Origin of the sequence: Campylobacter concisus (assembly GCF_902460705.1) — a bacterium.
Lineage (GTDB): Bacteria > Campylobacterota > Campylobacteria > Campylobacterales > Campylobacteraceae > Campylobacter_A > Campylobacter_A concisus_Z.
Genome location: NZ_CABPUP010000001.1, coordinates 416,199 through 442,661 on the forward strand (window position 1 = coordinate 416,199; position 26,463 = coordinate 442,661).

The following is a 26,463-nucleotide window of genomic DNA, read 5'->3' on the forward strand; positions in this document are numbered from 1 at the left end:
ATTCTATTTCACAATCACTAAATTTAAATCGTTCAATTTCATCATTAACTATATCGCAGCAATGATCATCTTTTATGAGATAGAAATTTTGTAAATTTTGAAATTTTTCAATCTCATATTCACCAAATTTCTTATCATAAAAAGCGATCTTGCCCATTACCTCTCCGTTAAGGCATTTTGCTTTGCCTTTAAAATAGGCTTTAATAAATAATCAAGTATTGTCTTTTTACCGGTAATGATATCAGCTGAGACTATCATACCAACTTTTATTCTAAGCGGTTTTTCTTCGCTACCAAGATAATTTTTCTCAGTTTCTATCCTGACTAAATAATAGCTCTCGCCAGTTTTTTCATTAGTCTCCGTATCGGCACTAATCTGCGTTACTTTGCCTTTTAAACCACCGTAAATACTAAAATCATAAGCCGTAAATTTAACCATCGTATCAAGTCCAGGCCTCAAAAATGCAACATCAGCTGGTTTTACTTTTACTTCAGCAACCAGTTTATCTTCAAGAGGAACGATCTCAGCAATATTTTCACCAGGCTTGATAACTCCTGATACTGTATGAACCATCATCTTGCTGACGATACCATTTACTGGAGATCTTACATATGTTCTTTCCACTCTATCGCTTAGGCTGATTTGTGATTCATTTATCCTTGCGATCTCTGCTGAAACTTCATTTAGCTCTTTTTTTGCATTATTTTTAAAAGCAAGTTTTGCTTCTTCGATCTTATTTTTCGCTTCTTTTATAGTTGATTCAACTCTTGGTACGGCAAGAACGGCAGCATCGAGCTCGCCTCTTAGATCATTTACACGTCTTTGAAGCTGGATGTATTCAACCTCACTAACAAGACCTTTTTTAAAGATTGGCTCCATAATGGCCTTTTCTTTTAGAACAAGATTATAGCTATTTTGAGTTTGAGAAATTTTATTTTTTAGTTCGATCAACTCACTCTGGCGTTGATGAATCTGTTCTGTTAAAATTCCTATCTGTTCATTTAAGTGATCGATATTTGAATTATGCAAACTTAGCTCATATCTTATGGCTTTACTATTGTTCGCATCTCTAGCTTCGTCGTAATCGAATTCCTTATCATTTGCCTCAGCATCAAGTCTCATAAATTTTGCTTGAAGTTCATCAAGTCTTAGCTTTGACTCACCATAGCTACTCGTAAAATTTTTATTATCTAGCCTTATTAGAATTTGATCTTTCTTAACTTCATCACCCTCTTTTACAAAAATTTGATCGACTATACCGCCTTCGAGATTTTGTATCGCTTGGTTTTTTCCAGACGGGATGATTTTACCACTACCTCTTGTGATCTCATCTATTTGTGCCCAGGAAGCCCAAACAAGAAGCCAAAAGATAGTTATAGCAACCGTATAGAGTATCTTTTTAGATGTAGATGGGGCTTTAGCCAAAACAGCCTCAGAAAGACTTGACATAAATTTCAAATCATAAGCATCATAATTTTTTGTTTGAAGATTAGACTTTATATCATCTACACTATTTAAAATTTTATTACTAGCTTCCTCTTGTTCTTTTATACTATTTTCAGAAATTAATCTCTTTTCAGTTTTTAGATTTTCATTTTGTTTATTCTTGATATCTTCTTGCATGATCACTTCCCACTAAGTCTTGCTAAAACTTCATCTCTTGGTCCGTCCAATAAAATTTTGCCATTGTCCATAACTATAAGTCTATCAACAAGATCTAGCATCGACGTCCTATGCGTGACAAGCAGCATCGTTTTATTTGCTGTATTTGTCTTTAAATTTATTTTTAACTTATTTTCAACTGTATTATCAAGAGAATTTGTTGGCTCATCAAGCAAAATAATAGGACTATCTAATAAAAATGCCCTAGCCACAGCTATGCTTTGACGCTGCCCACCACTTATGCCATCGCCTCTTTCAAAGACCGGCATATCAAATCCAAGCGGATGAGCATTTACATATTCATCAACTCCGCTTACTTTAGCTGCTTTTATAATCTGAATATCATCAACATATGGCGCTTTTTGAACAATATTTTCTCTAACCGTTCCTTTAAAAAGCACAACATCTTGCGGAACATAGCCGATATTTCGCCTAAGGTCGGCTGGATCAATTTGATTAATATCAATACCATCGATTAGTACTGAGCCTTCAGTTGGTGAGTAAAGTCCCAAAATGAGCTTTTGTAAAGTAGTTTTTCCAGAGCCATTTTTGCCTATAATGCCAACTTTTTCACCTGGCTGAATAACAAAATTTATTCTATCAAGCGAACCTTTTGTGGTATCTGGATATGTAAAGCTTACATTCTTAAACTCAATCTTTCCATCAAAAGAATTTCTTCTAACAAATTTTTTACCTTCTGGCCTTTCAACAGGCATTTGCATAATCTTACTAAGACTTTGATATGCTGTTTTTGTCTGCTCAAAATTTGCAGCCAGCGAAGCCACCTGTCCCATAGGAGCGATAGCGCGAGAACTAAGCATAACCGCAGCGATAAGACCGCCCATTGTAAGATGTGTATCTTGTATCATATAGACACCAAGAACGATGATAGCAATAGTGTTTAATTGCACTAAAAAAGATGTAACAGTCGTTATCGAAGTTGTGATAATTTTTGATTTAATGCTTCTATTTGCTATCTCACCAGTTGCCTCTTCCCAGTTCCATTGTATATGCCCACTAGCACCAAGAGTTTTGATAGTCTCAAGACTACTAAGACTCTCTATTAAAATTCCATTTTTTATAGCCGAAGCCTCAAATGTACTTTTAATAGCATTTTGAAGTGGATCTTTTATAAAAAATGTATAGCATAAAATAGCTATCATGATAATAATTGGCACTAGTACGATATAGCTTCCTATAAAATAAGTAACTATCAAGAAAATGATCGCAAATGGAAGATCGACAATGGCTGCCAATGAGGCTGATGAGAAGAAATTTCTAACCGTATCAAACTCTTTTAGATTACTAGCAAACGAACCAACAGATTTTGGTTTATTGCTAAACTTCATATCCATAACACGCTCAAATAAAATAGAACTCATTATGATATCGCTCTTTTTACCAGCAATCTCAAGAAAATATGATCTTACAAATTTTAAAAAAAGATCTATACCATAAACTACACTTACACCAAGTGCTAAAACCCAAAGTGTCTCAACCGCATTATTTGGCACGACACGGTCATATACGTTCATCGTAAAAAGCGGACTAGCAAGAACAAATAAGTTTATAATAAAACTTGCAAGAACAACATCAAAATAAATCTTTTTTGAACGTTTTAGAGTTCCCCAAAACCAATGGTCGTTGCCCGCATCAATTAGCTTTGTTGAGCTAGTATCCTCTGGAACAAACTCGCGCTTTAGATAGTATGCATAGCCTAAATATTCTTCTTTTAATTTACTTATTTCTATCGTGCTAGTACCAGTTGAAAGTTCTGGTGTTATGATATTTGCTGTCTTTTTATCTTTACTAAAAGATTGCAAGATGCAAGCTTTTTTGCCTCTAAGCATTAAAATGCAAGGTAAAACTAAAGGAGAGATTTGCTCAAGATCTTTTCTTACAAGGGTAGAAGCAAAGCCGGCACGAGAAGCAGCACGAGAAAATAAAGACCTTGAGCTTTTAAGTGAAAAAAGCTCAATCTCATCGCCATCTTTTACTGGCAAGCCAATAGTTAAAGCATCGGCACTGTATGGATTATTATGAAGCTTGGTAAAAATAACCAAACATTGAAGCAACTCATCTTTTATCTTATCACTATGCATCTATCATCCAATGTTCTTAATTTCATCTATATAAATTCCTTGCATATTTTTAATGCCAAGATCGATTAACTTTTTCTTCTGCTCTTCGCCTTCAACACCGATTGCGATCAAAATAATGTCTTTTGAGCTTAAAACAACATCAAGTGATTGTTTTGTGTTTACTCCTGACTTATCACTTAAGAAGTCAATCAAGACATTTGACTGAATTTTTACATAATCAGGGTTAAATTCTTTTAGTTTCTCGATACCTTTTGCGTTAAGCTCGAAGTGGTCAAAACCAAATCCAAAGCCAAGTTCTTTTAATTTTTTAGTAAGTTTAACTATACTTTCTATACTAATATCGTCTTTATTTGGAATTTCTATATAGTTTTTATATTTCGAAATTTGACTTATCTTTTTAAGCGTAGCTTCAAGTTTTGAAAAATTTTCATCTGAGTTTAATATCTCTTTGCCCAAATTTATTGCCAAGTTGCCACTTGGTAAGATATTCTCCGGTAAAATTCTGGCTACCCTATTTAAGATGTGAAGATCAAGCATCGCGCCTAGATTTAGCTCATTTACCATCGGCATGAAATATGAGGCCATACGCCATACTCCATCCTTATCAACAAGCCTCAAATAAAGCTCATACTGCTCAAAATTTGAATTAAGATCAATCACCTTTTGAGCTGCGAATTTAAATTCATCTTCTTTTATTGAGTCAAAAATAAGCTCTTTATACTTCTCTTTACCAATCACTAAAGTATTTTGATTTTCATTAAATACCTTATATGTAAAGCTACCAGCAAGCCTTGAGCTAGCCAATGTAACGTCAGCTGAAGTAAGAAGTGTCTTAATATCAGAATTTGGTGAATACTCTACTATCGCAGCATTTACTGGATACTCACTATCATTTAGTGCAAAATTTGCATAAAGCTTTTTAAATTCGTTCATAATTTCATCACATAGAGCCAAGAAATTTGATGAATTTCTACCATACGAAAGTACGATGAAATCATTATCGTTGAGCCTTGCAACAACCGCATTTTTATCATTATGAATTGATTTTTCTTGTAAAATTTGAGCTATTTTCATTACAACGCTTTGCCATTTTTCAAAGCCAAGCGTACTTTTTAAATTTATTAGATCTTTAAAACTAACAAGTAAAGCAACACCACTTGAATATTCTTCACTTGCTAGATACTCACTAAATTTAGTTTGAAAAAATCTTCTGTTATTAGCACCGCTCATTGTATCTTTATATAAAAGTTCTTGATACTTACTAAGTGTGGTTGCCTCTCTCTCAAAAATGTCTTTTACCTTGCTAACCATAGAGTTCATAGCTAGAACCATTTTTTTAAGATCAGCTGTAAATGGAATTCTTTTCTGAATAATAAATTTATTATCAAGTATGGCCTCAGCCTGGTCTTGAACCTTCATAAGCGGCCTAAAAATAGCTTTTAGAGCGAAATATGCCACCACAAGAGTGACAATTATCATTAGAAGAAGAAAATTAAAAATATTTTTTGAGTTAGTATAAAGCTCATTATAGGCTAGTGCAGTGCTGCCTTGAACATAAAGCGTGCCAAATTTTGCCCAACCAGTCATAATCTCGCTATCTGCTATTGGCGCTTCAAACTTGGCTATTTTGTAAAACCACTCAGGAATATCTTTAACAACAGTTTGTTGAGAATTTTCAATAAGAACCTTGCCATCAACATCTTCAAGCTTGATAAGCTTGTATCTACCGCTGTCAAACATAGAATTTATCATTGTTTGAGCCAAGGACATGTCATCTGGATCAATAATAGGCTTTAAAGCAAGTCCAAGCGAATTTGCTGTATGCCTTGCGTTTTCACCAAGCTGGTCATTAATATATCCATTTAGGCTCTTAAAATTTAAGTAGCCAACAGCCATAAAAATCATGATACCAAAAGTTATCACGGCGATCATAATTTGTTTAAATAGCGTCATAAATCCTCTTTTCCTATCCTATCTATTAGTTCCATCCACTTAGGATTTTGTTTTTTATTTCCACCTGGTATTGCTTGACCAAGACCTTCTTGTTTTGCCAAGTATAGCGAATCACCATTAAAACTATAAACTGGAACAAGGTCTGTTCTTTGAGTTGCGATTTTTATTTTACCATTTATGTTATCTAAAATTAATGGAATAGATTTTGGTGTATCGTAGTATGCTAAAACCATATGAGCTTGATTGTATCTTAAGGCTTTAACATATGTGAAGTATAATTTTTGAGTTGGAATTCCTAGCTGCTTTAGTGTAAAATATTTTGCAATAACGTAGTCTTCGCAGTCACCAGCACCTTTTCCTATAAATTCCATTCTAGTAGCCCAATAATCCTTTTTGTGCCAAAGCTGCATATCATCAACCCATCTAAAAGAGTTAAAAAAGTCATTTACTTTTATTAATTTCTCTTGTTCAGTTGCATCTTGCAATGAAGTCATTAAAGAATTTAGAGCAGAAGCCCTTCTTCTTGCATCTTCTCCATAAATTTTAGCTACCTTTGCTATGGTTGTTGATTTTATAAAATCTCCAATAGCACTTGCTAATAATAAAAAAAGGACGCTTACAATAAGCGTCCAAAATTTTATCTTGACCCTCATGGTCATTACTTTTTACATTTTTATCTTAAATCGTTTTGAATGCTGCAAGCACCTTGAATGTATCTCTTTGCAAAACCTGGTTCAAAGCTATCTGAGATCATTCCCATATTATCTAACAGTCTGTATTTTGCATAAGATAGTGCTGTCTCAGTTGTAGCAATCTCTTTTAACGCAGAGTTATATTCATTTTCAGCATCAAGCAAGTTTATAAGATCGCGACGACCGATTCTAAATTCATCCTGATAAGCATCAAGTGTAGCTTTAGCATATTCAACGTGTTGATTTAGATATCCCATTTTTTCTTGGTTAAGAACATAATTTTGCCATGAAAATTCCAAAGATTCTTTAAGCTCTCTTACAAGATTATCCAAAGTTTGTTGCTCTTGTTGAACGGCAAGTTGGCTTTTTTCTTTATCTAGTTTATCATTGCCTTTATTGTAAAGATTATAGTTTAGTCTTAAAAGTGCGTCAAATGTTTGTTCTTCATAATTGTCATATAAAACATTTGAATGATCATACGCACCAGATACAACAAGATCTAGCTTTGGTAAGAATGGCGCATTTTTCTCTTTTACAACTGACTCTGCCATAGCAATATTTGATTTTTGAACCAAAAGTGACGGATTGCAAAGAATAGCTTTGTTGTAAACAGCTTCTTTCGTGCTAGGCAAAGGAAGGCTAAACTCAGGCATTACTAAATTTTTAGCTGCAACTTTTTTTCCATATAATTTCTCAAATGTAGAAAGTGCATCTTCATAGTTATTTTTAGCAGCTGTATAGTTTGATTGAGCTAGAGTATAGCGTGATCCAGCTTGTCTCTCTTCAGAAGCTACACCATAACCTGATCTTGCTCTATCTTTAATTTGACTATAAATTTCCTCATGACTCTTTACGTTTTCTTCTTCAATGTCTAAAATTCTCTTAGTTTGAAGAACTTGCAAGTAAGCATTCGCAGTATTTAATGTAAGTCTATCTGCAGCTTGTGCTACTGAATAAGCAGCTGAATCAAGCCTTGCGCTTTGGGAATTTATTCTATTTTTATCAGCACCACCATTGTATAAATTTTCAACTAAGGTTAGAGATGTGCCAGAAATTCTTCCATCTCCTCTTCTTGTAGAAACTCCATCATCAAGGCGTTTTTTCTCATATCCCACTCTAGCAGCAGCGTCAAGTGTTGGATAATAGGCATTTTTTGCTATTTTTAGATCTTTACCAACTTGTAGATAGTTAAATTCTGTAGCTTTTAAACTTGGATTTTCATTTAAAATAGTCTTTATAACTTGATCTAAAGTCAAAACTCCATCATCAACTTGTGCTACTGGTTTTACTTCAGTTGATATAGCTTGTTCTATATTAGATTTTTTTGTTATTTGAGTATCAGCCACAGGTGCTTTTGCTCTCATTAAAGCATCTTTATAGCCTGATTCGTTTTGAACTTTAACTAATAGATTATTAGCTTCATCCTCAGAGACTGGAGTTGTGTCAATATATAAAAATTTTCGTCCACCAACCTCATAGATACCTGTGGTCAGCCTACTATCAGAAATTTTACTATTAACTTTATTAATAGCACTGTCGATTCTAGCCTGATTATCATCTTGTGCAAATGAAGCTAGAAAAATCCTATAAGGAACATCTTGAGCTGACAGTACAGTTGCTGCCAAAGCACTAATTGCTAACATCTTTTTCATAACTAATATCCTTTTACCTTTTTTTATCATTAAGTCTATACTTAAATTTTGACACGAATTATACACCAAGAAATATTAAACGTATTTTAAATATCTTATGACAAAAAAATAATTTTTATATAGTTTTAGAAAAACGCCTTAAATTCTCGGGAATTTTCTTTAGATATTCATCAAAACACATTGCAATATTTCGTATTATCAGTGTTCCAGTTTCATTTACGCTGATTTTATCTACTGTAACATTGACAAATTCGCTTAAATTTTTAAGCTCCTCAAGCTCTTCCTTAAAGTGTTCAAAGAAATTTATATGAAATTCATTCTCGATGGCTTTAATATCAAGCCCAAAATTACTCATTAAGTTCATAATCACACTCTTTCTAAGTAGATCTTCATCGCTTAGATAAATTCCCTTTGCATATGGCAATTTTCCACTATCGATCGCCTTTTCATACTCGTCCATATCTTTATGATTTTGTGCGTAGTGTCTTTTGCACTCACCGATACTTGTCACGCCTATACCAATAAGATCAGCGCCACCCTTTGTCGTATAACCTTGAAAATTTCTATGCAAAGTACCATTTGCCAGAGCACCAAAAAGCTCATCGTTTGGCTTTGCAAAGTGATCCATGCCTATCATTTTGTAGCCATTTTTAGTTAAAAACTCAGCTGTAAATTTTAAAATTTCAAGCTTCACTTCTGGATTTGGTAGGGTTGTCTCATCAAATTTACGCATTGACTTTTTTATCCATGGCACGTGAGCGTAGTTAAATACTGCGAGCCTATCTGGATCAAGCGTAAGGGCTAGTTCAAGCGTCTTTTTAAAGCTCTCTAGGCTTTGATACGGCAGGCCATAGATCAGGTCCATATTGATTGATTTTATGCCCTTTTGCCTAGCCATTTTTACAGCATTTTGGGTGATCTCATAGGGCTGAATTCTATGAATTTCTTTTTGCACCTTTTCATCAAAATCTTGCACGCCGTAGCTTATGCGGTTAAAGCCATGAGATATGAGCACATCAAGCTGCTCATTTGTCAAAAATCTCGGATCTATCTCACAACTTATCTCAGCCTCTTTTGAGAAATTTTTAAATTTAGCTTTAATAAGTTTGATGATCTCATCAAGCTGAGCGGCATTATAAAATGTTGGCGTACCGCCACCAAAGTGCATCTGTAAGACCTCAGCACTGGTGTCCAGGTGGTGAGCTAAAATTTCAAGCTCTTTTTCTATATATCTTATATATTTCTCTTTGCGATCCTCTTTGCTCGTGTAGATGACATTACAGCCACAAAAATAACAAGCACTTCTGCAAAATGGCAAATGTAAATAAAGCGAAAGCGGTCGATTGAGATCACGATTTTCAAGCTCTTTTATATAAGCTTCATAGCTAAATTTATCACTAAACTCTGGTGCTGTCGGATAGCTAGTATATCTTGGCCCTGGCCTTGAATACTTCACATAAGCACTAAAATCAATCATCTGCCCTACTCCTTGCCATTTGAATCACCTCTTTTATGTCTACAAATAAATTTGGGTGCTCTTTTTTGATATTTTTTACCAGCTTGTCAAGATCAATATTAAATTGTCTACTTTTTTTATCGCTTGCGATCTTTTTTATCTCATCCATAGCAACCACCCAAACATCACTAAAATCAACTGGAATGTTTTGCCAGATCGTCTTTTCAAGCCTTAGATCAAAATTTTCTTTTTGAGACTCTTTTAAGGCCTCGATCAAAGCTGAAAGCGATTTTACAGAGATTACCGTGTGTAAATTTTGATTTTCATCAATACCAAACCACGGCTCTTTTGAGTCCCAAGAGCCACTTTTTAAATTTAAAATATGCTCATTTGGATTTTTTGTTGAAACTATCTCAAAGATCGTCTTTTCAGGACTACTCAGCCCAAGACTATTGCCGATCTCATCTATCTCATCATATATACTTTTCTCTTTGCTCATCTTCTTCTCTCATCTAGCCAGACCATTACACCTTTTTGGGCATGAAGTCTGTTTTCAGCCTCGCTAAAAATTTCATCCGCGTGCTTTTCAAAAACTGCCTCGCTCACCTCATAGCCTCTATAAGCTGGCAAGCAGTGCAAAAATATCGCATCTTTTTTAGCTAGGCTCATCAAATTTTCATCTACGCAGTATCCAGCAAAGTCTTTTAGTCTCTTCTCTTTCTCGGCCTCTTGCCCCATCGATACCCAAGTATCTGTAGTCACTACATCGGCACCATTTACCGCTTCTTTTATATCATTTGTGATAAAAATTTTCGCACCTGAAATTTTTGCGTTTTCATTAGCCATTTTTAAAATTTTAGCGTCCGCCTCATAGCCTTTTGGCGTGGCTACTCTTAGCTCAAGTCCTAGCTTACTTGCTAGCATGAGCCACGAGTGAGTCATGTTGTTGCCATCTCCTACGTATGCGACCTTTTCACCTGCGCTAAATTCAAGCATCGTAAGATAATCCGCCATTAGCTGCACTGGGTGAAATTTATCGCTTAAGCCGTTTATCACTGGCACGCTTGAAAATTTAGCAAATTCTTCTAGCGTCTCGTGTTTATCGACCCTTAGCATAGCCATGTCACACATCCTGCTTATCACTCTGGCAGTGTCACGGATTGGCTCGCCACGGCCTATTTGTATATCATTTTTACTTAAAAATAGCGCATATCCGCCAAGCTCATGCATGCCTACATCAAAGCTTACCCTAGTTCTAGTTGAGCTTTTTTCAAATATCATCGCAAGCTTTTGATCTTTAAGATATGGCTTAAATTCTCTAGCCTTCGCCTCTTTTTTGATCTTACGGGCTAAATTTATCATCTGTTCGATCTCATCTTTACTAAAGTCGTTTAGCGTCAAAAAGTGCCTCATCTTAGCCCCTTAAAATTTTGGCTGCTTCTTTTGCGTGATATGAAATGATCAAATTTGCCCCTGCTCTTTTAAAGCCAATCAAAGTCTCCATCATAACGCGATCATAGTCTATGATGCCAGCTTTTGCGCCAGCTTTTAGCAGCGCGTACTCACCGCTTACGTTATAGACACAAAGTGGTAGAAGTGTTAAATTTCTAAGCTCTCTAACTACGTCAAGATAGGCAAGCGCTGGCTTTACCATCAAGATATCAGCGCCTTGTGCCTCGTCCTGCAAGCTCTCATTGATAGCCTCTAGGCGGTTTGCGCTGTCCATTTGGTAGCTCTTTCTATCGCCAAAGCTTGGAGCGCTTTGCGCCACATCGCGAAATGGTCCGTAGTAGGCTGAGGCAAATTTAGTCGAGTATGCCATCACTGGTAAATTCTCAAAGCCGTTGCTATCAAGTGCCTCTCTTAGCGTTGCAATGATGCCATCCATCATACCGCTTGGTGCGATCATATCGGCCCCATTTTGAGCGTGTATCAAGGCTTGTTTGGCTGAAATTTCAAGTGTGGCATCGTTGTCGATGGTGTTATGTACGTGATCGATTATGCCGCAGTGGCCGTGGTCTGTGTACTCGCAAAAGCAAAGATCAGTGACGACTACCAAATTTGGAAATTTATCTTTTATGGCTCTAAGCGCAGTTGCGATAATGCCGTCATTACTTAGTGCGTCACTGCCAACGCTATCTTTTAGGCTTGGTATGCCAAATAAAATGATCGATTTTATGCCTAAATTTACTATCTCTTTGCACTCTTTTAAAATTTCATCGATACTCATTTGATAAACGCCCGGCATCGAAGCGATCTCGTTTTTAACGCGTTTGCCCTCGACTACAAAGAGTGGATAGATAAAATCATTTACGCTAAGGCTAGTCTCTCTTACCATGTCTCTTAAAGCTGGATTTATTCTTAATCTTCTAAAACGTTTAAACATATTTTTGCCTTTTCTTTGTTAAAATGCGTGATTTTTAGCTAGTTTAGCACAGTTGGAGTAAATTTAAAATGAAAATAGAAATTTCAAACGCTGCAAATCTACCTTCAAGATTTGGCACTTATAAGGTTCAAGCCTTCAAAGAAGGGGTAAAAGAGCACCTCGTGATCTACAAAGAGCCTTTGAGCGAAGTGGTAAATCTTAGAATTCACTCCGAATGCCTAACTGGCGATGCGATCGGAAGCCTAAAGTGCGACTGCCGCGACCAGCTCGAAGCGAGCCTAAAATATATCGAAGAAAATGGTGGCATGGTCATCTACCTGCGTCAAGAGGGCAGAAATATCGGGCTTTTAAATAAGATAAACGCTTATAGCCTCCAAGATAAGGGCTTTGACACGATAGAAGCCAATCACCAGCTAGGTTTTAAAGCCGATGAGAGGACTTATGAAGTGGTTGATTTTATCCTAAATCACTACGGCATAAAAGAGGTAAATTTGCTCACAAACAACCCTTTAAAACTTCACGGACTAAGCTCAGTAAAGATTGTAAAACGCGTGCCTATCGTCATCAAGCCAAATAAATTTAACGAAGGCTACTTGAAAGTAAAAAAAGAGCAAATGGGACACATCCTGTGATGAAAAATGAGCTTTGCTTGCCGGCAGAATTTGACGAAAAAGTAAAGGCTTACGCTCAAATTTTTGCTAAATTTAATAAGGTTCATAGCTTAAGCAATTATAAAGATATAAGCGAGCAGGTGCTTGATAGCATAAAACCACTTGAAATTTTTGATCTAAGTGCCAAAACGGCGATCGATGTGGGCAGTGGAGCTGGCTTTCCAGCTATATTTCTGGCGCTTGCGATGCCGCACACTAAGTGGCATCTTTTTGAGCCGATAGCCAAAAAGTCTTCATTTTTAAGCTACGTTAAAATCGAGCTTGACATAGAAAATTTAGAAGTTCATAGCCAAAAGATCGAACTTGCAGATAAATTTACGGCTGATCTCATCACCTCAAGGGCACTTAGCAAGACAAAAGAGCTTATAAAAATTTGCGAGGGATTTTACGATGAAAATACTAAATTTCTCATCTACAAGGGCTCAAGTGTCATGGATGAAATTTCAGGCATCGACGCGCAAATTTATAATGAAAAAAACAGAAACTACATATATTTTAATCTCAAAAATCAAGGGGAGATACGTTGAAATACTTGCTTTTTGTAGCGATTTTGGTTGCGATTTACATCATATTTTTTAAAAATAGAAAAAATAGCGACAAGATAAGCACCAGTAACTTCGAAGAGTGCAGCAAATGCGGTGTCTTTAGCGACATCGATCAAATGGTATTAAGAGACGGAAAATATATCTGCAAAGAGTGTATAAAGGGTGAGAGATGAAAATTTTGGGTGATGAGCTGATCAAATTTGAGCCACTATTTCTTTGCAAAAGCGAAGATGAAATTTCAAACGGTAGGCAAAATCTCTTTAAATTTGATAGAAATTTGATAAAAAGAGCGCTAGAAGCTGAAGCAAACTTTAGCATCATCGCAAATGACATAAACGAAGCTATCATCGCAAACGCCGCTGGAGCAAAATTTATTATCGCAGATATTGACATTGCAAAAGATCTAGCAAAGATAGCTGAGAGTTATCTATTTGACGCACTTATAGCTGTTTTGATAAAAGATGAAAGCGAGCTAGCACAGCTTGCAAAATTTAACATAGACGCAGCGATCTTGCCAAATGCTATAAAAGAATAAGGACAAAAATGGAAATTTTTAAAACTGCTTTTTTAATGGTTACTTTAATGCTGATTTTTATCGCTGTTGGCGGATATATTGGCGGTGAGCATGGCATGATGATCGCCTTTTTGATAGCAACTGGCACAAATATCTTTTCATATTTTTTTAGTGATACTCTGGTGCTTAAAAGATATAACGCTATCCCAGTCGATGAGAGTAACGCTCACGGGCTTTATGAGATCGTATCTCGTCTCACACAAAAGGCAAATTTGCCTATGCCAAAAATTTACATCATACCAGAAGAGGTACCAAATGCCTTTGCCACGGGCAGAAACCCAAGCCATGCAGCCGTTGCAGTAACCGAGGGGCTTTTAAAAATTTTAAATGAAAACGAGATCGAGGGTGTGCTAGCTCACGAGCTAAGCCACGTAAGGCATTACGACATCCTAACTGGTTCAATCGCTGCCATACTAGCTGGCGCTATCGCAATGCTTGCAAATTTTGCTAAGATTGGTGGTATTGCTGGGCAGAGTAGCGGTTCAAGAAGAGGCGGCGGTAATGCTATCGTTATGCTAGCACTTGCTATACTCATGCCAATAGCTGCCACAATCATACAAATGGCGATCTCAAGGGAGCGCGAGTACAAGGCGGACAAAGGCGCAGCCTATCTAACAGGACATCCAGAGTGGCTTGCAAGTGCTTTAAGAAAGCTTGAGAGCTACTCAAATTCTTACGTCATGCAAAACGCAAGCGAACAAAGTGCTCATATGTTTATCGTAAATCCATTTGGCTCGCTAACTAACAAGCTTGGCATACTTTTTAGAACGCATCCAAGCACTAGCGATAGGATCGCTGAGCTTCAAAGGCTTGAACAAGAGATAAAAAGAGGCATGTAAAAATTTAGTCCTTAGTAAAATTTGGGCTAAATTTCTTTTTTCTGTCATCTTTTTTGGCTTTAAATTTAGGCATTTACAAGAAATTTTAAATTTTATGAGCGAGTAATTTCGGATCTAAAATTTGAGACAATCAGCAAGCGAAATCAAATTTTAGTAGTCGATTCTTGTGAGTAAATAGAATTTTAAAATTGTAAAGGATCAAATTTGTAACCAAAAAACCGAAATTTAACTCCAAATTTCACTGCAATTTCTTGCAGTCGCGATCTTCTATAGTGTACTCAAAGATCAGCTCACCATTTTCTGAATAAAAAAGCTCATCTAAGGTGACACCGATGCTTAGCATATTTAAGATCTCTTTATCTTTACAAGCAGTTCGCAAATTCTCTTTTTTGATAGCTTCGATAAATTCTAAAAGCTCTTTCTCTTCAAGCCTTTTGATCTCTTGCTTTCTTGCGTGTTTGACGGCATATCTATAAATGAGCGTGTTGCTAATATTTAAAATATCATTAAGCATCAGTGTTGGCGTGCAGATAAATGGGAGCTTTTTTTTGTAGTAAGTTGCGTGATTTTTCGCTGCCATATCTGGCGTAAGAGCCAGGGCAAGCGAGTAAAAAAACAGTAAAAAAATGACTACTCGCAACTACTTTTATCCAAATTTATATCAAAAAAATGCCTACCCTCAAAGCCGTAACTACCACTTAGAGTGATGCCACGATTTAGCACAGCTCTTGCCATACCTGAGTTGCAAAGCGCCTCTTTTCCATTTTGGTAAAATTCATCTTTTAAAGCTAAAATTTGAGCTTTGTTATAGCCTTTTATCCTCTTTGTCTTGGTCTCGTTTAAGACAAACTCGCCATGTATGTTTAGCCCGCTACTACTCACATCTTTTAGCGTAATCATCTCATCGACCCTGCTTGGTAAATTTGGCTTTGCGGTTTGGACGACAAAAGCTGGGATCTGCTTAGTGTCAAGCTGATTTAATATCTGCTCATAAATTTTAAACTCACTCTCTTGCACACCAAAAGCAAGGCTAGCAAGAGCTAATAAAACGATCTTTTTCACATATTTCCTTTATATAAATTTTCTAGTGATGTTTGGCGAGAGCTTTACTAAAATATCATAACTTATCGTATCAAAAAATTTTGCCCAAATATTTGCATCCTCAAAGACACAGACCCACTCGCCGCTATCTTTACAACTAAAGCTATCCATAGAAATCTTGCCTAGTATTGGCTCGTTATTGGCAAGTCTTAGCTCGCCACAGCCACTGTATCTTAGCAATCCATCGCCATATCCAAGATCATAAGTGGCTACATTTATATCTTCTTTTGCGCTAAATTTAGCTCCATATCCAACACTTTGACCACTTTTTAAAATACGTCTGCTAACTCTTCTTGCCCATAGCGAAAGTACCGGCTTTAAGTCCAAACTATCACCAAACTGAGCGTATCCATACTGAGCGATGCCAACACGAACCATATCATCATCGATTTCACTTGCTCTTTCAAGAGCAGCTGAGTTGTGAGAGTGAAAGATTGGTTTTTTTATACCAAACTCATCGCAAAGAGCTAAAATTTTCTCTTTTGCAGCCCTAAAATTTTCCCTTTGCACAAAATAATCAGCATTTAGCTCATCACTTGCACGAAAATGTGTATAAGCTCCAAGAAGCTCTAAATTCCTTCTTGTTAAAATTTCAAACGCGTAATCAAGCTCGCTAATATCAAGCCCATTTCTATGCATGCCAGTATCGATTGCAAGATTGATTTTTGAGCCATCTTTTATCTTTAAAAGCGCCTCTATATCATTTATCGCATAGATAAATTTGCTGCTTTCATTTCCAGTTGGGATATGTGAGAGAATGAGAATATTTTCAAATATGTCAGAAATTTCATCTGCCTCAAACTCACTTTTTACAGCACAAATTTCTATGCCAAATTTTTTAGCTTCATTTGCAATAAGCCTTGCGCCATGGCCATAAGCATTGTCTTTTAATACAACTATTACTTTCTCTTTACCACCGGCTTTAGTACAAATTTGAGTGAGATTATGAATATATGAAGCTTTATTTAGGCGTATTTCAGACATTAAAATTCACATTAAAAGCAGTATAAACATCCGGTAAAAGTTTTCTTACGTTGTAATCAAATGCATAAAATTTGGCGTAAATTTCTTTCAGATCAGCCTCTTTTACTTTGCTAAAATCAAAAACATCAGTACCATTTTTCTTTGGAACCTGACGGTCAAGCTCAGCAAAAAAAGCAGCTCTTGCCTCTAAAATTTTTTCGATTTTTTCTTTTACTTCTTGAGATTTTTCCACTTTTACTCCTCTATAAAAATTTTCATATCATCGTTGTAAAGCTTCACATAAAGCGTCTTTTGTCCAGCAAATTTGTGCGTATCTGAAACATAATCCTCATAAAAACTCACACGAAAAAGCCTATCGTTTTTAAGATTTGGATAAGGCGTGATGAGAAAATTTGAAAAACTAATGCGTTTTTTCTCTTTTTTAGAAAAAATAGCCCGCTTCATACTTTTAAATTTTTCCAAGCTCATACCATCGTATCGCTCAAAGTTTTTATCGTAAAATTTAAGATAGTTTTCAATGTCGCTCTCGCTCCATGTCTTTTTCCAACCCAAAAGTCCAGAAATGATCACTGCAATATCTTTTGCACTAGCTTCTGGACGCTTATCTTCGTAGATAAATGCAAGTGTTTTTTTGTGATCCACAACATCATCAAATTTCATCAAAGTATCATTTTGCATAGCCACGCAGCCTTTTGTTTTTAGCTCATCTGTCCTTTGACCATCAAGTGGATAGCCATGTATCCAAATGCCACCGCCATTTCGCTTTGCAAGCTTATCAAGTAAATTTGGATACGAAAGCGAAAATGCAAGCGGGCCAAGATATCTATCATTTGGCGTAAATCTACGTGTAAGCTGATACACTCCAACCGGTGTTTTTAGATCGCCTTCAAGAAGCTTATCACCATTTTTGCCAACTATAACGCTTGAGCTAAAAAGCTTTTTTGTAATGCCGCCATTATAAGAGATCACTTCAAGCTTCTTTTTAGTTTTATCAACTACACTTAGAAGTATCTCATTGTCATAATACCCATATCTTACATCCTTGCCTTCAAGCTTTTTTAGCCAGTAATCCTTACTTAAAATATTTTTTTCGATGGCATCAATAACAGCAGCAGAGCCATTTTTTAAGTAAATTTCTTCGTAATTTTGGGCAAAAAGACAAGGCGATAACGCGATGAAGAAAAATATAATTTTTTTCAAGTGAAATATCCCAAAAAGTAAAATTTAGTCCGTAATTATATCCTAAAAAATTTATATTTTTAGATTTTAAAGGTAAATTAAGTAGTTCTAAATGTATAATGTGAAAACCATTATTAATTTTATCACAAAGGAAAAATATGAAAAAAATCGTTTTTGGTGCGATGCTTGCAGCTTCTGCTCTTATGGCGGCTGATATCAGCCTAGAAAATGTTAGAGCTAGAGATACAAAACCTGGCACAAACAATAGTGCAATTTTTATGAATATAAAAAATGCTTCAAATTCTGATGTAAAGCTTATTGGCGCTCACTCAAGCGTTTGCAAAAGTACAGAAATTCATACACACAAAATGAATGATGGTATGATGGCTATGGTTCAAATCGAAGATGCAGTGATCCCAAAAAATGGCGAAACAAAACTAGCTCCTGGTGGTCTACACATTATGCTTATGGATCTAAATAAACCATTAAAAGATGGTGATAAAGTTGATTTAGAGCTAAAATTTAGTAATGGCGAGAGCATAAAGCTTGATAATATCGGAGTAACTAAAAACTTTAAATAATGAAAAAAATCATAATTATTTTTTCATTTATCTTTATTGTTCTAGGTGCTTTTTCGATAGGCTATAAGCTTATGACAACAAGTAAGGAAGATCCACCTGAATTTGCTGATGTAAACACATCGCTAGATCCTTTAAAATGTGATCTAAACAATAAATCTTGCGAGATGGAATTTAAAGGCGTAAAGCTAAAAATAGACATCTCGCCAAGACCTATTTATGCTATGAGGCCTTTTAGCTTTAAAATCATTAACGGTAAAAATTTAGGGCTAAAAAATCCTAGTCTTGAGATAGACGGCATAAATATGAATATGGGATCAATCAAAGCAAGACTTGAGCCAAGAGGCGATAACTTAACTGCTCAAGTAGTGCTAAGTGCTTGCGTTGTCGAGCTTATGAGATATAGATTTAAAGTGCTTGATGACGAAAAAGAAACTGGTTTTTTTGTAGATTTTGATCTAAAATTATAGAGGGTAACGATGAAAAAGGCATTTTGGGGCTTAATAATAATCTTAATTTGTATAGGTGTTGCACTTTTGCTAATAAAGCCAAACAAGTATGATTTTAAGGCACTTTCACAAAATGGTGAAGTAAGTCTTAAAAATTACGACGGAAAGTACAAAGTTATATATTTTGGTTATCTTTTTTGCCCCGATGTCTGCCCTACTGCGCTCTCTTTGATTGGCGATGAACTAAACAAGCTAAAAAGAGATGACTTTGAGCTACTTTTTATTACACTTGATCCTGAACGCGATACTCCTGAAAATTTAACTCTAATGGCAAAAAATTTCTACAAAGATGCTGATGGATTAAAACTAAACGCCTTAAAAGAAGTGGCAAAAACATATGGTGTAAAATTTCAAAAAGTCCGTCTTGAAAACTCAGCCATGGGCTACTCTGTTGCTCATAGCTCTTCAATATATTTAATAGACAAAAAAGGAAATTTTTATAAAGAAATTTCAAATCTAACAAATGAAAACATTGGAGAAAATTTATTAAATTTGATCAAAGATAGACCTTAGGCTAGAAATTTTAGTAAGCCAAAACTGACCTACTAAAATTCTTTATGCAAGCATCATCTCAAGATCTTCTAAGCTAAAATTTAATTCACTTGCTATACTTTTGATTTTATGCTTGCTGAGTAATTTTTCACCCAAAATCTATTAACCCTTGAACATAAATTTAATCTACAAGCCAAACAAAGTTGATTAAATATAAGTAGTATTAGCAACGAATTTATTAAGAAGATCTATACGAAAGATAGTCTTTTGCACTATAAATTTTAATGATAATGCAAAAGCTAAAAATTTAAGTTTTTCTATTTCACTCTATGATGCACGCTGCCGCCATAAGTAATATCCTCAGCCTTTACCTCATCACTTGTTAAAATTTCACTTATCTTGCCATTTTCTTCTAGTTTTTTCCTATTTTCTTCGGCATCTTCTTGATAGCTGTAAACCATCGCAACGCTCACTACTCCACTGATAGCTTCTATCTTTTTAAAATTTTTTATCTCATCTTCAATATTATCTGAGCTAACTACCACTACGATTCTATCGTCTGCATCAGTTATTATTTCACATTCTTTTAGCTTTTTTATTTCGTTTTTTACACTTTCATTTTTATTGTCCGTATAAACTATCAAACTTGAAATATTCATTTAATTCTCCAAAACAAAATTTTATTCTCATAGGCTGAAGTTACGACTTCGTTATCGCTTATAAAAACTATGCTATTTATCGTACTTTGTCCAGTTTTTAGCATTGCGATATTTTCTAAGCTTTTACTATCAACTAAATTTACATCGCTCATCTCATCGCTCATATAAGCCGCCACTCTACCATCATCGCTAAGGCCGACGCCATAGACCAAAAAGCCAGTATTTATCTTTTTTAGGCTTCCAGCTGAAAATATCCCCACTATCCTGTCGGTGCCTCCGCTGATCATGACTCCATTTTTATATGAGATGTCGTAGATATTGTCTGTATGAATATCTAAAATTTGATCCATTTTTTTAGCTTTTATGTTGTAAAAGTAGACCTTCCCACTCTCGCAAGCGATAGCTAGTGTGCTTCTATCTTCATTTATTTCCATATCTGAAAGCATCGCGATAGAGATTTTAAAACTATCATAAATTTCGCCACTTTTTAGGTTTAAAAAGTAAATTTCATTGCTAATTGAAGCAAGTGCAATATGCTCATCATCTAAAAATAATGCCTTTTTTATCGCTTGATTTGGTATTTTTATGCTTTTCATCTGCCCATTTTCTCTTATATAAAGCACCTTTGTAGCATAGTCACCCTCACTTAGGATGAGTATCTTGCCATTTAACTCATCAACGTTTAAAATTTTTGGTCTTTCGTGATCACTAACGTAAGTTTTTATATCATCCATTTTGATAATCTCTTCAAATTTAGACTCTTTAGGATCATAAATTTCAACCGTCCCTCCATCAGTTGCAATAAAGAGTTTGCCATTTATTAGCGTTGTGCTTAGCACATTTGCACTGGCCTCTATTTGCTTGTATGGCGTAGTGATCTCGCTTGCAAAGATAAAATTTAATAGACAAAAAATAAAAAACAAAGCTCTCATAGGGCCTCCATTTGAAGTGAATTTTTAAAGCAAACATAAAAGCACTCGCCGCAACTTACGCAGTTTTGATTAACAATAGGTCTAAAAACGCCAAGAAATTCGACTGCTTTAAATTTGCAAGCATCAAGGCAGTTGTAGCAGATCGTATCGTTCCATGCTAGACAGCTAGAAACATCGATGCTAACTTTTGCATTTATACTCTTTGGTGAGCTTGGGCTTAATGTCTTTTTACCAAGACTCTCACAAGCCTTTGCGCACTCTTCGCAAAAGTCACAGCCCAGCTTTTTAACTTTAAAAACTACCCTTTCATTTTCAAAGCTAAGAAGCTCTTTTTCACAAGCATTTACGCAGCTAGCATCACATCCATCGCAGTCAAACTCACCACTAAAAAATGGCGGAGTTATAAATTTGGGAGCAGATTTTGCCCCCAAAATTTTACTAAAAAGCTCTCGCCTGCTTTGCATTATTTAACACCATCGTTTAAAACATCTAGCAAGTTTGACTTATGAGTGCCGTTTTTATCTCTAAAATCAGGCTTAAATTTATTACCAACCAGCTGAGTTAAGCCAGTTTGTTGCTCAACGTGGCATGTTGTGCAGTTATATCTTTCATCATCAAGCTTGCCTGCAAGATCTTTTTTGTTTCTGATATCATAAAAGTGAGATGATGGTATCGGTGTTGCTCCACTATCTTTTGCAAACTCAGGCATATGGCAGGTTACGCACATATTCATATCTTTTGTGATAGGTACTAAACCCTCAGTATCGTGTGGGATAAATGGTGGTGCATTTTCAAAAGACCTATCAAATTTCTTTGACATACCAGCTGGCTCTTTTGTGTAGTTCACATCTTTTAATACAACGTCTTTATCGTCTAGCAAATCGATATTTCTAAGGCCGATTTGCGAATCACTAATACTTGGATTATTAAAAGTACATGCCGCAAAAAACGCAGCACACAATCCTCCAAGCATCATTATTTTTATTTTCATTTTTCTCTCCTTAAATTTCTAATACTAAATTTCAAAGCCCCGTCTCCACAAACATCAATGCACCTGCCACAGCTTATGCACTCGCTTGAGCTAACCGAGCGGCTCTCTTTACCGATCATGTCAAGCACTTGCATCTCTGGACAAATAAGCTTGCATTTCATACATTTTGTACAAGCCTGGGCATCATGTTTTACTCTAATTAGGGCAAATTTTGAGATGATGGCATAAAAGGCACCAAGTGGACAAACGTGCGAACAAATACCACGCTTTAACACAAACATATCAAAAGCAATGATCGCAACCGCTACACCCAAAGCACTAGCTGAGCCGTAAATAATGCCACGCTGAATAATGCCAATATAGCTAACGCTCTCAAATACCGGGTAAGATAAAGCAAGGCTTAATATAAGAGCAAGAGCCAGCAAGTAATAACGTAAATTTTTACTCACATTTAAGACTTTTTCGCCCTTAAAGCCAAATTTTTCTCTTAGTTTAAAAGCGATATCGGTTAGTAAATTTATTGGGCATATCCACGAACAAAATGCTCTTGGAGCAACTAGCGCGTAAAACGCCAAGATAATGCCAGCTCCAATAATTGCATTTATGCCAGCACTAAAGCTTGCAAGTAAAATTTGGACCAAAGCAAATGGATCGCTTAGTGGAATTTTTCCAAAAAGCAAAGATGAGCTTAAATTTCCGCTAAGTATCTTAACTCCATAAACATTTCCTAGAACAAATAGTGCCAGTATAGAAATTTGAGTTATTCTTCTTAAGATTAAAAATTTCATAGCTCACCACCATTTAGATAATTAGTCGCTTTTTTAATGTCAAGCTTTATCTTGCTGTCTGCATCATCTATGCGTCTTTCGTCTTCTTTTATCCAGCCTTTTACGTAGTTATCGCCAACCTTGCCAAGCACCGCGTCACGGTTTAGCACTGTTATAGCAGCTTTTTCAGTGATACAGGCTCGCTCACAAACACCGCACCCAGTACAGATATCACTATCAACCACTGGAAGTAAAAAGGCATGCTTTTGTGTTCTTTCGTTGCGGCGATACTCTAGATATAAAGCCTTATCTAGAAGTGGACAGGCCCTATAGCAAGCATCACACTGTATGCCCCAATAGGCCACACAGTTTTTCATATCTACCACTGCAACGCCCATCTTGGCCTTATTTATATCGAGTTTATCGTTTGTGCTTACTAAATTTACATCCAAGGCGCCAGTTGGACAAACTGGCACACAAGGAATATTTTCGCACATATAGCAAGGAATTTTTCTAGGTTCAAAATAAGGCGTTCCGACACTTATACCATCCCCTAGAGAGGCGAGCTTGAGCGTATCAAATGGACATGCTTCCACGCAAAGTCCGCACCTAATACAGCTTTCTAAAAACTGCTTTTCGTTTTTTGCACCAGGAGGTCTAAGAAGCATTAGTGGCGAAGCTTTGGCACTAAGCGACCATATAAAGCCTCCACTAAGTGCCAAAATCGCGGCCTTGGCTCCAAATTTTAAAGCCTCTCGCCTACTTGAAAATTCCATATCAGCCATATTTACGCCTTATAAATTTTAACCGCACACTTTTTATAGTCAGTCTCTTTTGAGATTGGGCAAGTAGCGTCAAGTGTGACTTTATTGATAAATACATTTTCATCAAACCAAGGCACATAAATAAGACCTACTGGTGGCTTATTTCTACCTTTTAGATCAACTCTTGCTTTTACCTTGCCACGGCGTGATTCGACCCAAACGATCTCATTTTGCATTACGCCAAGATTTTTAGCATCATCTTCATGCATATAGCAAAGTGCCTCTGGAACAGCCCTATAAAGCTCAGGAACACGCATGGTCATAGTGCCTGAGTGCCAGTGTTCTAGAACACGGCCAGTACATAGCCAGAACGGATACTCTTTGCTTGGCATCTCGCATGGATCCATATAAGGGCGGAAGAAAATTTTTGCTTTGTTTGCAAGAGATGTTTTATCTTTATTTGTAACGCCTTTTAGATCGCCTGTTGGAAGTGCTGCATTTTTGTTGCCGTAGAATGCAAATTTCTCATTTGGAGCAGCTTTTTTAGCATATGGGTCAAATTTAGTGTTAAATCTCCACTGAGTCTCTTTGCCATCAACCACTGGCCATCTAAGACCTCTTACCTTATGGTATGTATCAAAATCAGCTAGGTCGTGACCATGTCCAACGCCAAATTTTCTATACTCTTCCCAAAGATATTTGTGAACGAAAAATCCATATCCTTTAAATTCTTTACCATCTGAGCCGATCACTTTTCTGCTATCGCCAAATACTTCTGTATTGTCGTAGTTTTCTATGATCGGATCGTTGGCACTAAATTTCTTAGCCTCTTCGTTAGCAAAAAGTACATCAAATAGCGTATCTTCTTCGCTATACCCCATAGCTTTTGCAGCATCGAGTACATTTGGAAGTGTAACTTTGTCATTTACTTTTTTCTCACCCCAAACATCTTTTAGCTTAAAGCGCTTACTAAACTCCATCATTTGCCAAATATCAGGCATCGCTTCACCAACAGGAAGTACTTGCTGTCTCCAGTGTTGTGTTCTTCTCTCAGCGTTACCGTAAGCACCCCATTTTTCATAGATCATCGCAGTTGGAAGAATAAGGTCAGCTACTTTTGCAGAAATTCCTGGATAAGGATCGCTTACAACAATGAAGTTATCCATCTCACGAGCCGCTTTTATCCAGTGGTTTGCGTTTGCAGTATTTTGCCATGGATTATTTACTTGAACCCATATAAATTTCACCTTACCATCTTCAAGATCACGCATCATTTTTACGTAGTGAGAAGCGAGTACACCACTTAGTGTTCCAGCAGGAAGTTTCCAAATTTTTTCAGTTATCTCTCTATGTTTTGGATTCTCAATAACCATGTCAGCTGGCAAGCGGTGAACAAATGTTCCAACCTCTCTTGCAGTGCCACACGCACTTGGTTGACCAGTTAGAGAAAATGCTCCTGAGCCTGGAAGTGCTTGTTTGCCGAGCAAGAAGTGAACCATATAAGCTTGCTCATTTACCCATGTACCACGTTGGTGTTGATTAAAGCCCATCGTCCAAAAACTTACGACTTTGCGGTTTTTCTCGATGTAAAGATCAGCAAGTGCTTTTAATTTTTTCTTAAATTCTTCTATATCTTCGTTTGGATCGCCCTTTGCCACCTTTGCAGTAAAGTCAAGCGTGTAAGGCGCAAGAGCTTTTTTAAACTCTTCAAATGTTATTTGCCAATGTGCGCCAGATTTTGCAGCATTTTTATTTTCTAGTGTATCGCCAGCTTTTAGTCCAAGATATGCGAGTGTAACACCCTCAGCTTCACTTAGCACCTTTGACTTCTCAGTAGCAGCAGTGTCTAGCTCGCTTGGAGCATATTTTTTATGATTAATGTCTGGACGAAGACCATATCCGATATCGGCTGGACCAGTTGTAAATATACAGTGTTTTTTAACAAATTCTTCATCGATCATCTCTGGGTGGTTATAAACTATCTCACGAGCGATGTAGTTCCAGATAGCAAGGTCAGATGACGGAGCAAAGATGATCTCGATGTCAGCCAAATTTGATGTTCTAGTTGAGTAAGTGCTTAAATTTACAACCTTTACTCTATCAGGATCGCTAAGCTTTCTATCGCTTACGCGTGCCCAAAGGATCGGGTGCATCTCAGCCATATTTGCGCCCCATGCCACGATAGTATCAGTTAGTTCGATATCATCAAAACAGCCTGATGGCTCGTCTATACCAAAAACTTGCATAAAGCCAACAACCGCGCTTGCCATGCAGTGTCTTGCGTTTGGATCAATGCTATTGCTTCTAAAGCCACCTTTTATAAGCTTAACAGCAGCGTAACCTTCTGGAATTGTATATTGACCAGAGCCTAAAACTCCGATACCATGAGGTCCTAGCTCATCATATGCTTTTCTAAACTGAGCCTCCATAACATCAAATGCTTGCTTCCAGCTTACTTGCTTAAATTTACCTTTTTTATCAAATTCGCCTTTTTCATTTACACGCAAAAGCGGATGAGTGATCCTATCCTCGCCGTACATGATCTTAGCATTAAAATAACCTTTGATGCAGTTTAGACCGCGGTTTACCGGTGCTTCTGGATCGCCTTTCACGGCTACTATCTTGCCCTCTTTTGTAGCGACCATGATGCCACATCCAGTTCCGCAAAACCTACAGGCAGCTTTGTCCCAACGCCAGCCTTTTTCTGCTTCGCTTGCTGCACTTAGCGAGCTTGGCACAGCTATACCAGCACTTGCGCAAGCAGCACTAGCTGCGGCACTTTTTATGAATTCTCGTCGATTCATTCTTTCTCCTTTAAAGATTTAAAACAAATTTAATTGATATTAACCTTGCAAAACTTATTTACAACTGATTTACATTTACAAAAATTTCAAAAAACTTAAGCTAAAAACGTAAATATTTTTCTACATAAAAATATTAATTTTCTCACAAAGTACGATTTTAAAAGAAAATAC

General features: G+C 36.4%; 29 protein-coding genes. 8 read left to right on the plus strand and 21 right to left on the minus strand.

Features of this window, described 5'->3' with window-relative positions; all coding sequences use genetic code 11:
• Window positions 1–156: 156 nt before the first annotated feature.
• From F3G75_RS02120 to hemB, 9 genes are all read right to left on the minus strand, one after another.
• Window positions 157–1,623: an HlyD family type I secretion periplasmic adaptor subunit gene (locus tag F3G75_RS02120; RefSeq protein WP_149716374.1), complete on the minus strand. Its 1,467-nt coding sequence runs from the start codon at window positions 1,621–1,623 to the stop codon at window positions 157–159.
• A gap of 2 nt (window positions 1,624–1,625) precedes the next feature.
• Window positions 1,626–3,764: a type I secretion system permease/ATPase gene (locus tag F3G75_RS02125; RefSeq protein ID WP_087579855.1), complete on the minus strand. Its 2,139-nt coding sequence runs from the start codon at window positions 3,762–3,764 to the stop codon at window positions 1,626–1,628.
• A gap of 3 nt (window positions 3,765–3,767) precedes the next feature.
• Entirely contained in the window at window positions 3,768–5,717 is a 1,950-nt protein-coding gene (locus F3G75_RS02130; RefSeq protein ID WP_149716375.1) for a bifunctional diguanylate cyclase/phosphodiesterase, read from the minus strand.
• Window positions 5,714–6,370, minus strand: a complete 657-nt coding sequence (locus F3G75_RS02135) for a transglutaminase-like cysteine peptidase (RefSeq protein WP_149716376.1) — start codon at window positions 6,368–6,370, stop codon at window positions 5,714–5,716. The genes F3G75_RS02130 and F3G75_RS02135 overlap by 4 nt, the downstream gene beginning before the upstream one ends.
• A 20-nt stretch (window positions 6,371–6,390) precedes the next feature.
• A complete protein-coding gene (locus F3G75_RS02140) occupies window positions 6,391–8,061 on the minus strand; it encodes a TolC family outer membrane protein (protein ID WP_149716377.1) in 1,671 nt (556 codons plus the stop codon).
• Window positions 8,062–8,176: 115 nt separating this feature from the next.
• A complete protein-coding gene (gene hemN, locus F3G75_RS02145) occupies window positions 8,177–9,538 on the minus strand; it encodes an oxygen-independent coproporphyrinogen III oxidase (RefSeq protein ID WP_149716378.1) in 1,362 nt (453 codons plus the stop codon).
• The gene (locus tag F3G75_RS02150) at window positions 9,531–10,016 is read right to left on the minus strand and encodes a DUF2603 domain-containing protein (protein ID WP_087579851.1); all 486 of its coding nucleotides are present in this window, start codon (window positions 10,014–10,016) and stop codon (window positions 9,531–9,533) included. Before F3G75_RS02150 ends, hemN begins: the two co-directional genes overlap by 8 nt.
• Window positions 10,013–10,930 carry an ornithine carbamoyltransferase gene (gene argF, locus F3G75_RS02155; RefSeq protein ID WP_149716379.1) on the minus strand — a complete coding sequence of 306 codons (918 nt, stop codon included), beginning with the start codon at window positions 10,928–10,930 and terminating at the stop codon, window positions 10,013–10,015. The genes F3G75_RS02150 and argF overlap by 4 nt, the downstream gene beginning before the upstream one ends.
• A gap of 1 nt (window position 10,931) precedes the next feature.
• Window positions 10,932–11,903 carry a porphobilinogen synthase gene (gene hemB / locus F3G75_RS02160; RefSeq protein ID WP_149716380.1) on the minus strand — a complete coding sequence of 324 codons (972 nt, stop codon included), beginning with the start codon at window positions 11,901–11,903 and terminating at the stop codon, window positions 10,932–10,934.
• A gap of 68 nt (window positions 11,904–11,971) precedes the next feature.
• On the opposite strand from hemB, the gene ribA reads away from it, so the two are divergent.
• From ribA to htpX, 5 genes are read left to right on the plus strand one after another with little or no spacing between them, the layout of a single operon-like run.
• The gene (ribA, locus tag F3G75_RS02165) at window positions 11,972–12,535 is read left to right on the plus strand and encodes a GTP cyclohydrolase II (RefSeq protein ID WP_087576828.1); all 564 of its coding nucleotides are present in this window, start codon (window positions 11,972–11,974) and stop codon (window positions 12,533–12,535) included.
• The gene (gene rsmG / locus F3G75_RS02170; RefSeq protein WP_149716381.1) at window positions 12,535–13,101 is read left to right on the plus strand and encodes a 16S rRNA (guanine(527)-N(7))-methyltransferase RsmG; all 567 of its coding nucleotides are present in this window, start codon (window positions 12,535–12,537) and stop codon (window positions 13,099–13,101) included. Before ribA ends, rsmG begins: the two co-directional genes overlap by 1 nt.
• The gene (locus F3G75_RS02175; protein ID WP_084108385.1) at window positions 13,098–13,292 is read left to right on the plus strand and encodes a hypothetical protein; all 195 of its coding nucleotides are present in this window, start codon (window positions 13,098–13,100) and stop codon (window positions 13,290–13,292) included. The genes rsmG and F3G75_RS02175 overlap by 4 nt, the downstream gene beginning before the upstream one ends.
• Entirely contained in the window at window positions 13,289–13,654 is a 366-nt protein-coding gene (locus tag F3G75_RS02180) for a hypothetical protein (protein WP_149716382.1), read from the plus strand. The genes F3G75_RS02175 and F3G75_RS02180 overlap by 4 nt, the downstream gene beginning before the upstream one ends.
• A gap of 8 nt (window positions 13,655–13,662) precedes the next feature.
• Window positions 13,663–14,532: a zinc metalloprotease HtpX gene (htpX, locus tag F3G75_RS02185; RefSeq protein ID WP_149716383.1), complete on the plus strand. Its 870-nt coding sequence runs from the start codon at window positions 13,663–13,665 to the stop codon at window positions 14,530–14,532.
• Window positions 14,533–14,770: 238 nt separating this feature from the next.
• Here the strand turns inward: htpX and F3G75_RS02190 are convergent, their stop codons facing one another.
• The 5 genes from F3G75_RS02190 to pgp2 are packed head-to-tail and all read right to left on the minus strand — an operon-like array spanning window position 14,771 to window position 17,817.
• Entirely contained in the window at window positions 14,771–15,172 is a 402-nt protein-coding gene (locus F3G75_RS02190) for a flagellar protein FlaH (RefSeq protein ID WP_149716384.1), read from the minus strand.
• Complete coding sequence (locus tag F3G75_RS02195; RefSeq protein ID WP_149716385.1) at window positions 15,163–15,594, minus strand: peptide deformylase; 432 nt, start codon at window positions 15,592–15,594, stop codon at window positions 15,163–15,165. Before F3G75_RS02195 ends, F3G75_RS02190 begins: the two co-directional genes overlap by 10 nt.
• 9 nt (window positions 15,595–15,603) lie before the next feature.
• Window positions 15,604–16,617, minus strand: a complete 1,014-nt coding sequence (locus F3G75_RS02200) for an alanine racemase (protein ID WP_149716386.1) — start codon at window positions 16,615–16,617, stop codon at window positions 15,604–15,606.
• On the minus strand, window positions 16,610–16,849 hold the full coding sequence (cmeU, locus tag F3G75_RS02205) for a CmeU family protein (protein WP_087576821.1): 240 nt from the start codon (window positions 16,847–16,849) through the stop codon (window positions 16,610–16,612). The genes F3G75_RS02200 and cmeU overlap by 8 nt, the downstream gene beginning before the upstream one ends.
• A gap of 2 nt (window positions 16,850–16,851) precedes the next feature.
• The gene (pgp2, locus tag F3G75_RS02210) at window positions 16,852–17,817 is read right to left on the minus strand and encodes a cell shape-determining L,D-carboxypeptidase Pgp2 (protein ID WP_021090919.1); all 966 of its coding nucleotides are present in this window, start codon (window positions 17,815–17,817) and stop codon (window positions 16,852–16,854) included.
• Between the two features lie 137 nt (window positions 17,818–17,954).
• On the opposite strand from pgp2, the gene F3G75_RS02215 reads away from it, so the two are divergent.
• Genes F3G75_RS02215 through F3G75_RS02225 form a run of 3 tightly spaced genes read left to right on the plus strand, consistent with a single transcriptional unit; the run spans window position 17,955 to window position 19,396 of the window.
• On the plus strand, window positions 17,955–18,377 hold the full coding sequence (locus tag F3G75_RS02215) for a copper chaperone PCu(A)C (protein ID WP_054196384.1): 423 nt from the start codon (window positions 17,955–17,957) through the stop codon (window positions 18,375–18,377).
• Entirely contained in the window at window positions 18,377–18,844 is a 468-nt protein-coding gene (locus F3G75_RS02220; RefSeq protein ID WP_103605023.1) for a hypothetical protein, read from the plus strand. Before F3G75_RS02215 ends, F3G75_RS02220 begins: the two co-directional genes overlap by 1 nt.
• Before the next feature lie 9 nt (window positions 18,845–18,853).
• Complete coding sequence (locus F3G75_RS02225) at window positions 18,854–19,396, plus strand: SCO family protein (protein ID WP_054196383.1); 543 nt, start codon at window positions 18,854–18,856, stop codon at window positions 19,394–19,396.
• A gap of 296 nt (window positions 19,397–19,692) precedes the next feature.
• On the opposite strand, the gene F3G75_RS02230 is transcribed toward F3G75_RS02225, so the two are convergent.
• Genes F3G75_RS02230 through napA form a run of 7 tightly spaced genes read right to left on the minus strand, consistent with a single transcriptional unit; the run spans window position 19,693 to window position 26,292 of the window.
• On the minus strand, window positions 19,693–20,034 hold the full coding sequence (locus tag F3G75_RS02230; protein WP_149716387.1) for a chaperone NapD: 342 nt from the start codon (window positions 20,032–20,034) through the stop codon (window positions 19,693–19,695).
• Window positions 20,031–20,966, minus strand: coding sequence for a WD40 repeat domain-containing protein (locus F3G75_RS02235; RefSeq protein ID WP_149716388.1), 936 nt, complete (start codon window positions 20,964–20,966; stop codon window positions 20,031–20,033). The genes F3G75_RS02230 and F3G75_RS02235 overlap by 4 nt, the downstream gene beginning before the upstream one ends.
• Entirely contained in the window at window positions 20,963–21,430 is a 468-nt protein-coding gene (locus F3G75_RS02240; protein WP_149716389.1) for a 4Fe-4S dicluster domain-containing protein, read from the minus strand. The genes F3G75_RS02235 and F3G75_RS02240 overlap by 4 nt, the downstream gene beginning before the upstream one ends.
• Window positions 21,430–21,957 (minus strand): nitrate reductase cytochrome c-type subunit, encoded by a 528-nt coding sequence (locus F3G75_RS02245; protein WP_103593095.1) that lies wholly within the window; start codon window positions 21,955–21,957, stop codon window positions 21,430–21,432. The genes F3G75_RS02240 and F3G75_RS02245 overlap by 1 nt, the downstream gene beginning before the upstream one ends.
• Entirely contained in the window at window positions 21,954–22,745 is a 792-nt protein-coding gene (napH, locus tag F3G75_RS02250; RefSeq protein WP_149716390.1) for a quinol dehydrogenase ferredoxin subunit NapH, read from the minus strand. The genes F3G75_RS02245 and napH overlap by 4 nt, the downstream gene beginning before the upstream one ends.
• Window positions 22,742–23,509, minus strand: a complete 768-nt coding sequence (gene napG, locus F3G75_RS02255) for a ferredoxin-type protein NapG (protein ID WP_149716391.1) — start codon at window positions 23,507–23,509, stop codon at window positions 22,742–22,744. Before napG ends, napH begins: the two co-directional genes overlap by 4 nt.
• 2 nt (window positions 23,510–23,511) lie before the next feature.
• Entirely contained in the window at window positions 23,512–26,292 is a 2,781-nt protein-coding gene (gene napA / locus F3G75_RS02260; RefSeq protein ID WP_149716392.1) for a nitrate reductase catalytic subunit NapA, read from the minus strand.
• Between the last annotated feature and the right edge of the window lie 171 nt (window positions 26,293–26,463).

Excerpts from the sequence above, each read along its gene's own strand:
- F3G75_RS02120 (WP_149716374.1), bottom strand. The coding sequence starts at position 1,623 with ATGCAAGAAGATATCAAGAATAAACAAAATGAAAATCTAAAAACTGAA.
- F3G75_RS02125 (WP_087579855.1), bottom strand. The coding sequence starts at position 3,764 with ATGCATAGTGATAAGATAAAAGATGAGTTGCTTCAATGTTTGGTTATT.
- F3G75_RS02130 (WP_149716375.1), bottom strand. The coding sequence starts at position 5,717 with ATGACGCTATTTAAACAAATTATGATCGCCGTGATAACTTTTGGTATC.
- F3G75_RS02135 (WP_149716376.1), bottom strand. The coding sequence starts at position 6,370 with ATGAGGGTCAAGATAAAATTTTGGACGCTTATTGTAAGCGTCCTTTTT.
- F3G75_RS02140 (WP_149716377.1), bottom strand. The coding sequence starts at position 8,061 with ATGAAAAAGATGTTAGCAATTAGTGCTTTGGCAGCAACTGTACTGTCA.
- hemN (WP_149716378.1), bottom strand. The coding sequence starts at position 9,538 with ATGATTGATTTTAGTGCTTATGTGAAGTATTCAAGGCCAGGGCCAAGA.
- F3G75_RS02150 (WP_087579851.1), bottom strand. The coding sequence starts at position 10,016 with ATGAGCAAAGAGAAAAGTATATATGATGAGATAGATGAGATCGGCAAT.
- argF (WP_149716379.1), bottom strand. The coding sequence starts at position 10,930 with ATGAGGCACTTTTTGACGCTAAACGACTTTAGTAAAGATGAGATCGAA.
- hemB (WP_149716380.1), bottom strand. The coding sequence starts at position 11,903 with ATGTTTAAACGTTTTAGAAGATTAAGAATAAATCCAGCTTTAAGAGAC.
- ribA (WP_087576828.1), top strand. The coding sequence starts at position 11,972 with ATGAAAATAGAAATTTCAAACGCTGCAAATCTACCTTCAAGATTTGGC.
- rsmG (WP_149716381.1), top strand. The coding sequence starts at position 12,535 with ATGAAAAATGAGCTTTGCTTGCCGGCAGAATTTGACGAAAAAGTAAAG.
- F3G75_RS02180 (WP_149716382.1), top strand. The coding sequence starts at position 13,289 with ATGAAAATTTTGGGTGATGAGCTGATCAAATTTGAGCCACTATTTCTT.
- htpX (WP_149716383.1), top strand. The coding sequence starts at position 13,663 with ATGGAAATTTTTAAAACTGCTTTTTTAATGGTTACTTTAATGCTGATT.
- F3G75_RS02200 (WP_149716386.1), bottom strand. The coding sequence starts at position 16,617 with ATGTCTGAAATACGCCTAAATAAAGCTTCATATATTCATAATCTCACT.
- F3G75_RS02215 (WP_054196384.1), top strand. The coding sequence starts at position 17,955 with ATGAAAAAAATCGTTTTTGGTGCGATGCTTGCAGCTTCTGCTCTTATG.
- F3G75_RS02220 (WP_103605023.1), top strand. The coding sequence starts at position 18,377 with ATGAAAAAAATCATAATTATTTTTTCATTTATCTTTATTGTTCTAGGT.
- F3G75_RS02225 (WP_054196383.1), top strand. The coding sequence starts at position 18,854 with ATGAAAAAGGCATTTTGGGGCTTAATAATAATCTTAATTTGTATAGGT.
- F3G75_RS02230 (WP_149716387.1), bottom strand. The coding sequence starts at position 20,034 with ATGAATATTTCAAGTTTGATAGTTTATACGGACAATAAAAATGAAAGT.
- F3G75_RS02235 (WP_149716388.1), bottom strand. The coding sequence starts at position 20,966 with ATGAGAGCTTTGTTTTTTATTTTTTGTCTATTAAATTTTATCTTTGCA.
- F3G75_RS02240 (WP_149716389.1), bottom strand. The coding sequence starts at position 21,430 with ATGCAAAGCAGGCGAGAGCTTTTTAGTAAAATTTTGGGGGCAAAATCT.
- F3G75_RS02245 (WP_103593095.1), bottom strand. The coding sequence starts at position 21,957 with ATGAAAATAAAAATAATGATGCTTGGAGGATTGTGTGCTGCGTTTTTT.
- napH (WP_149716390.1), bottom strand. The coding sequence starts at position 22,745 with ATGAAATTTTTAATCTTAAGAAGAATAACTCAAATTTCTATACTGGCA.
- napG (WP_149716391.1), bottom strand. The coding sequence starts at position 23,509 with ATGGCTGATATGGAATTTTCAAGTAGGCGAGAGGCTTTAAAATTTGGA.
- napA (WP_149716392.1), bottom strand. The coding sequence starts at position 26,292 with ATGAATCGACGAGAATTCATAAAAAGTGCCGCAGCTAGTGCTGCTTGC.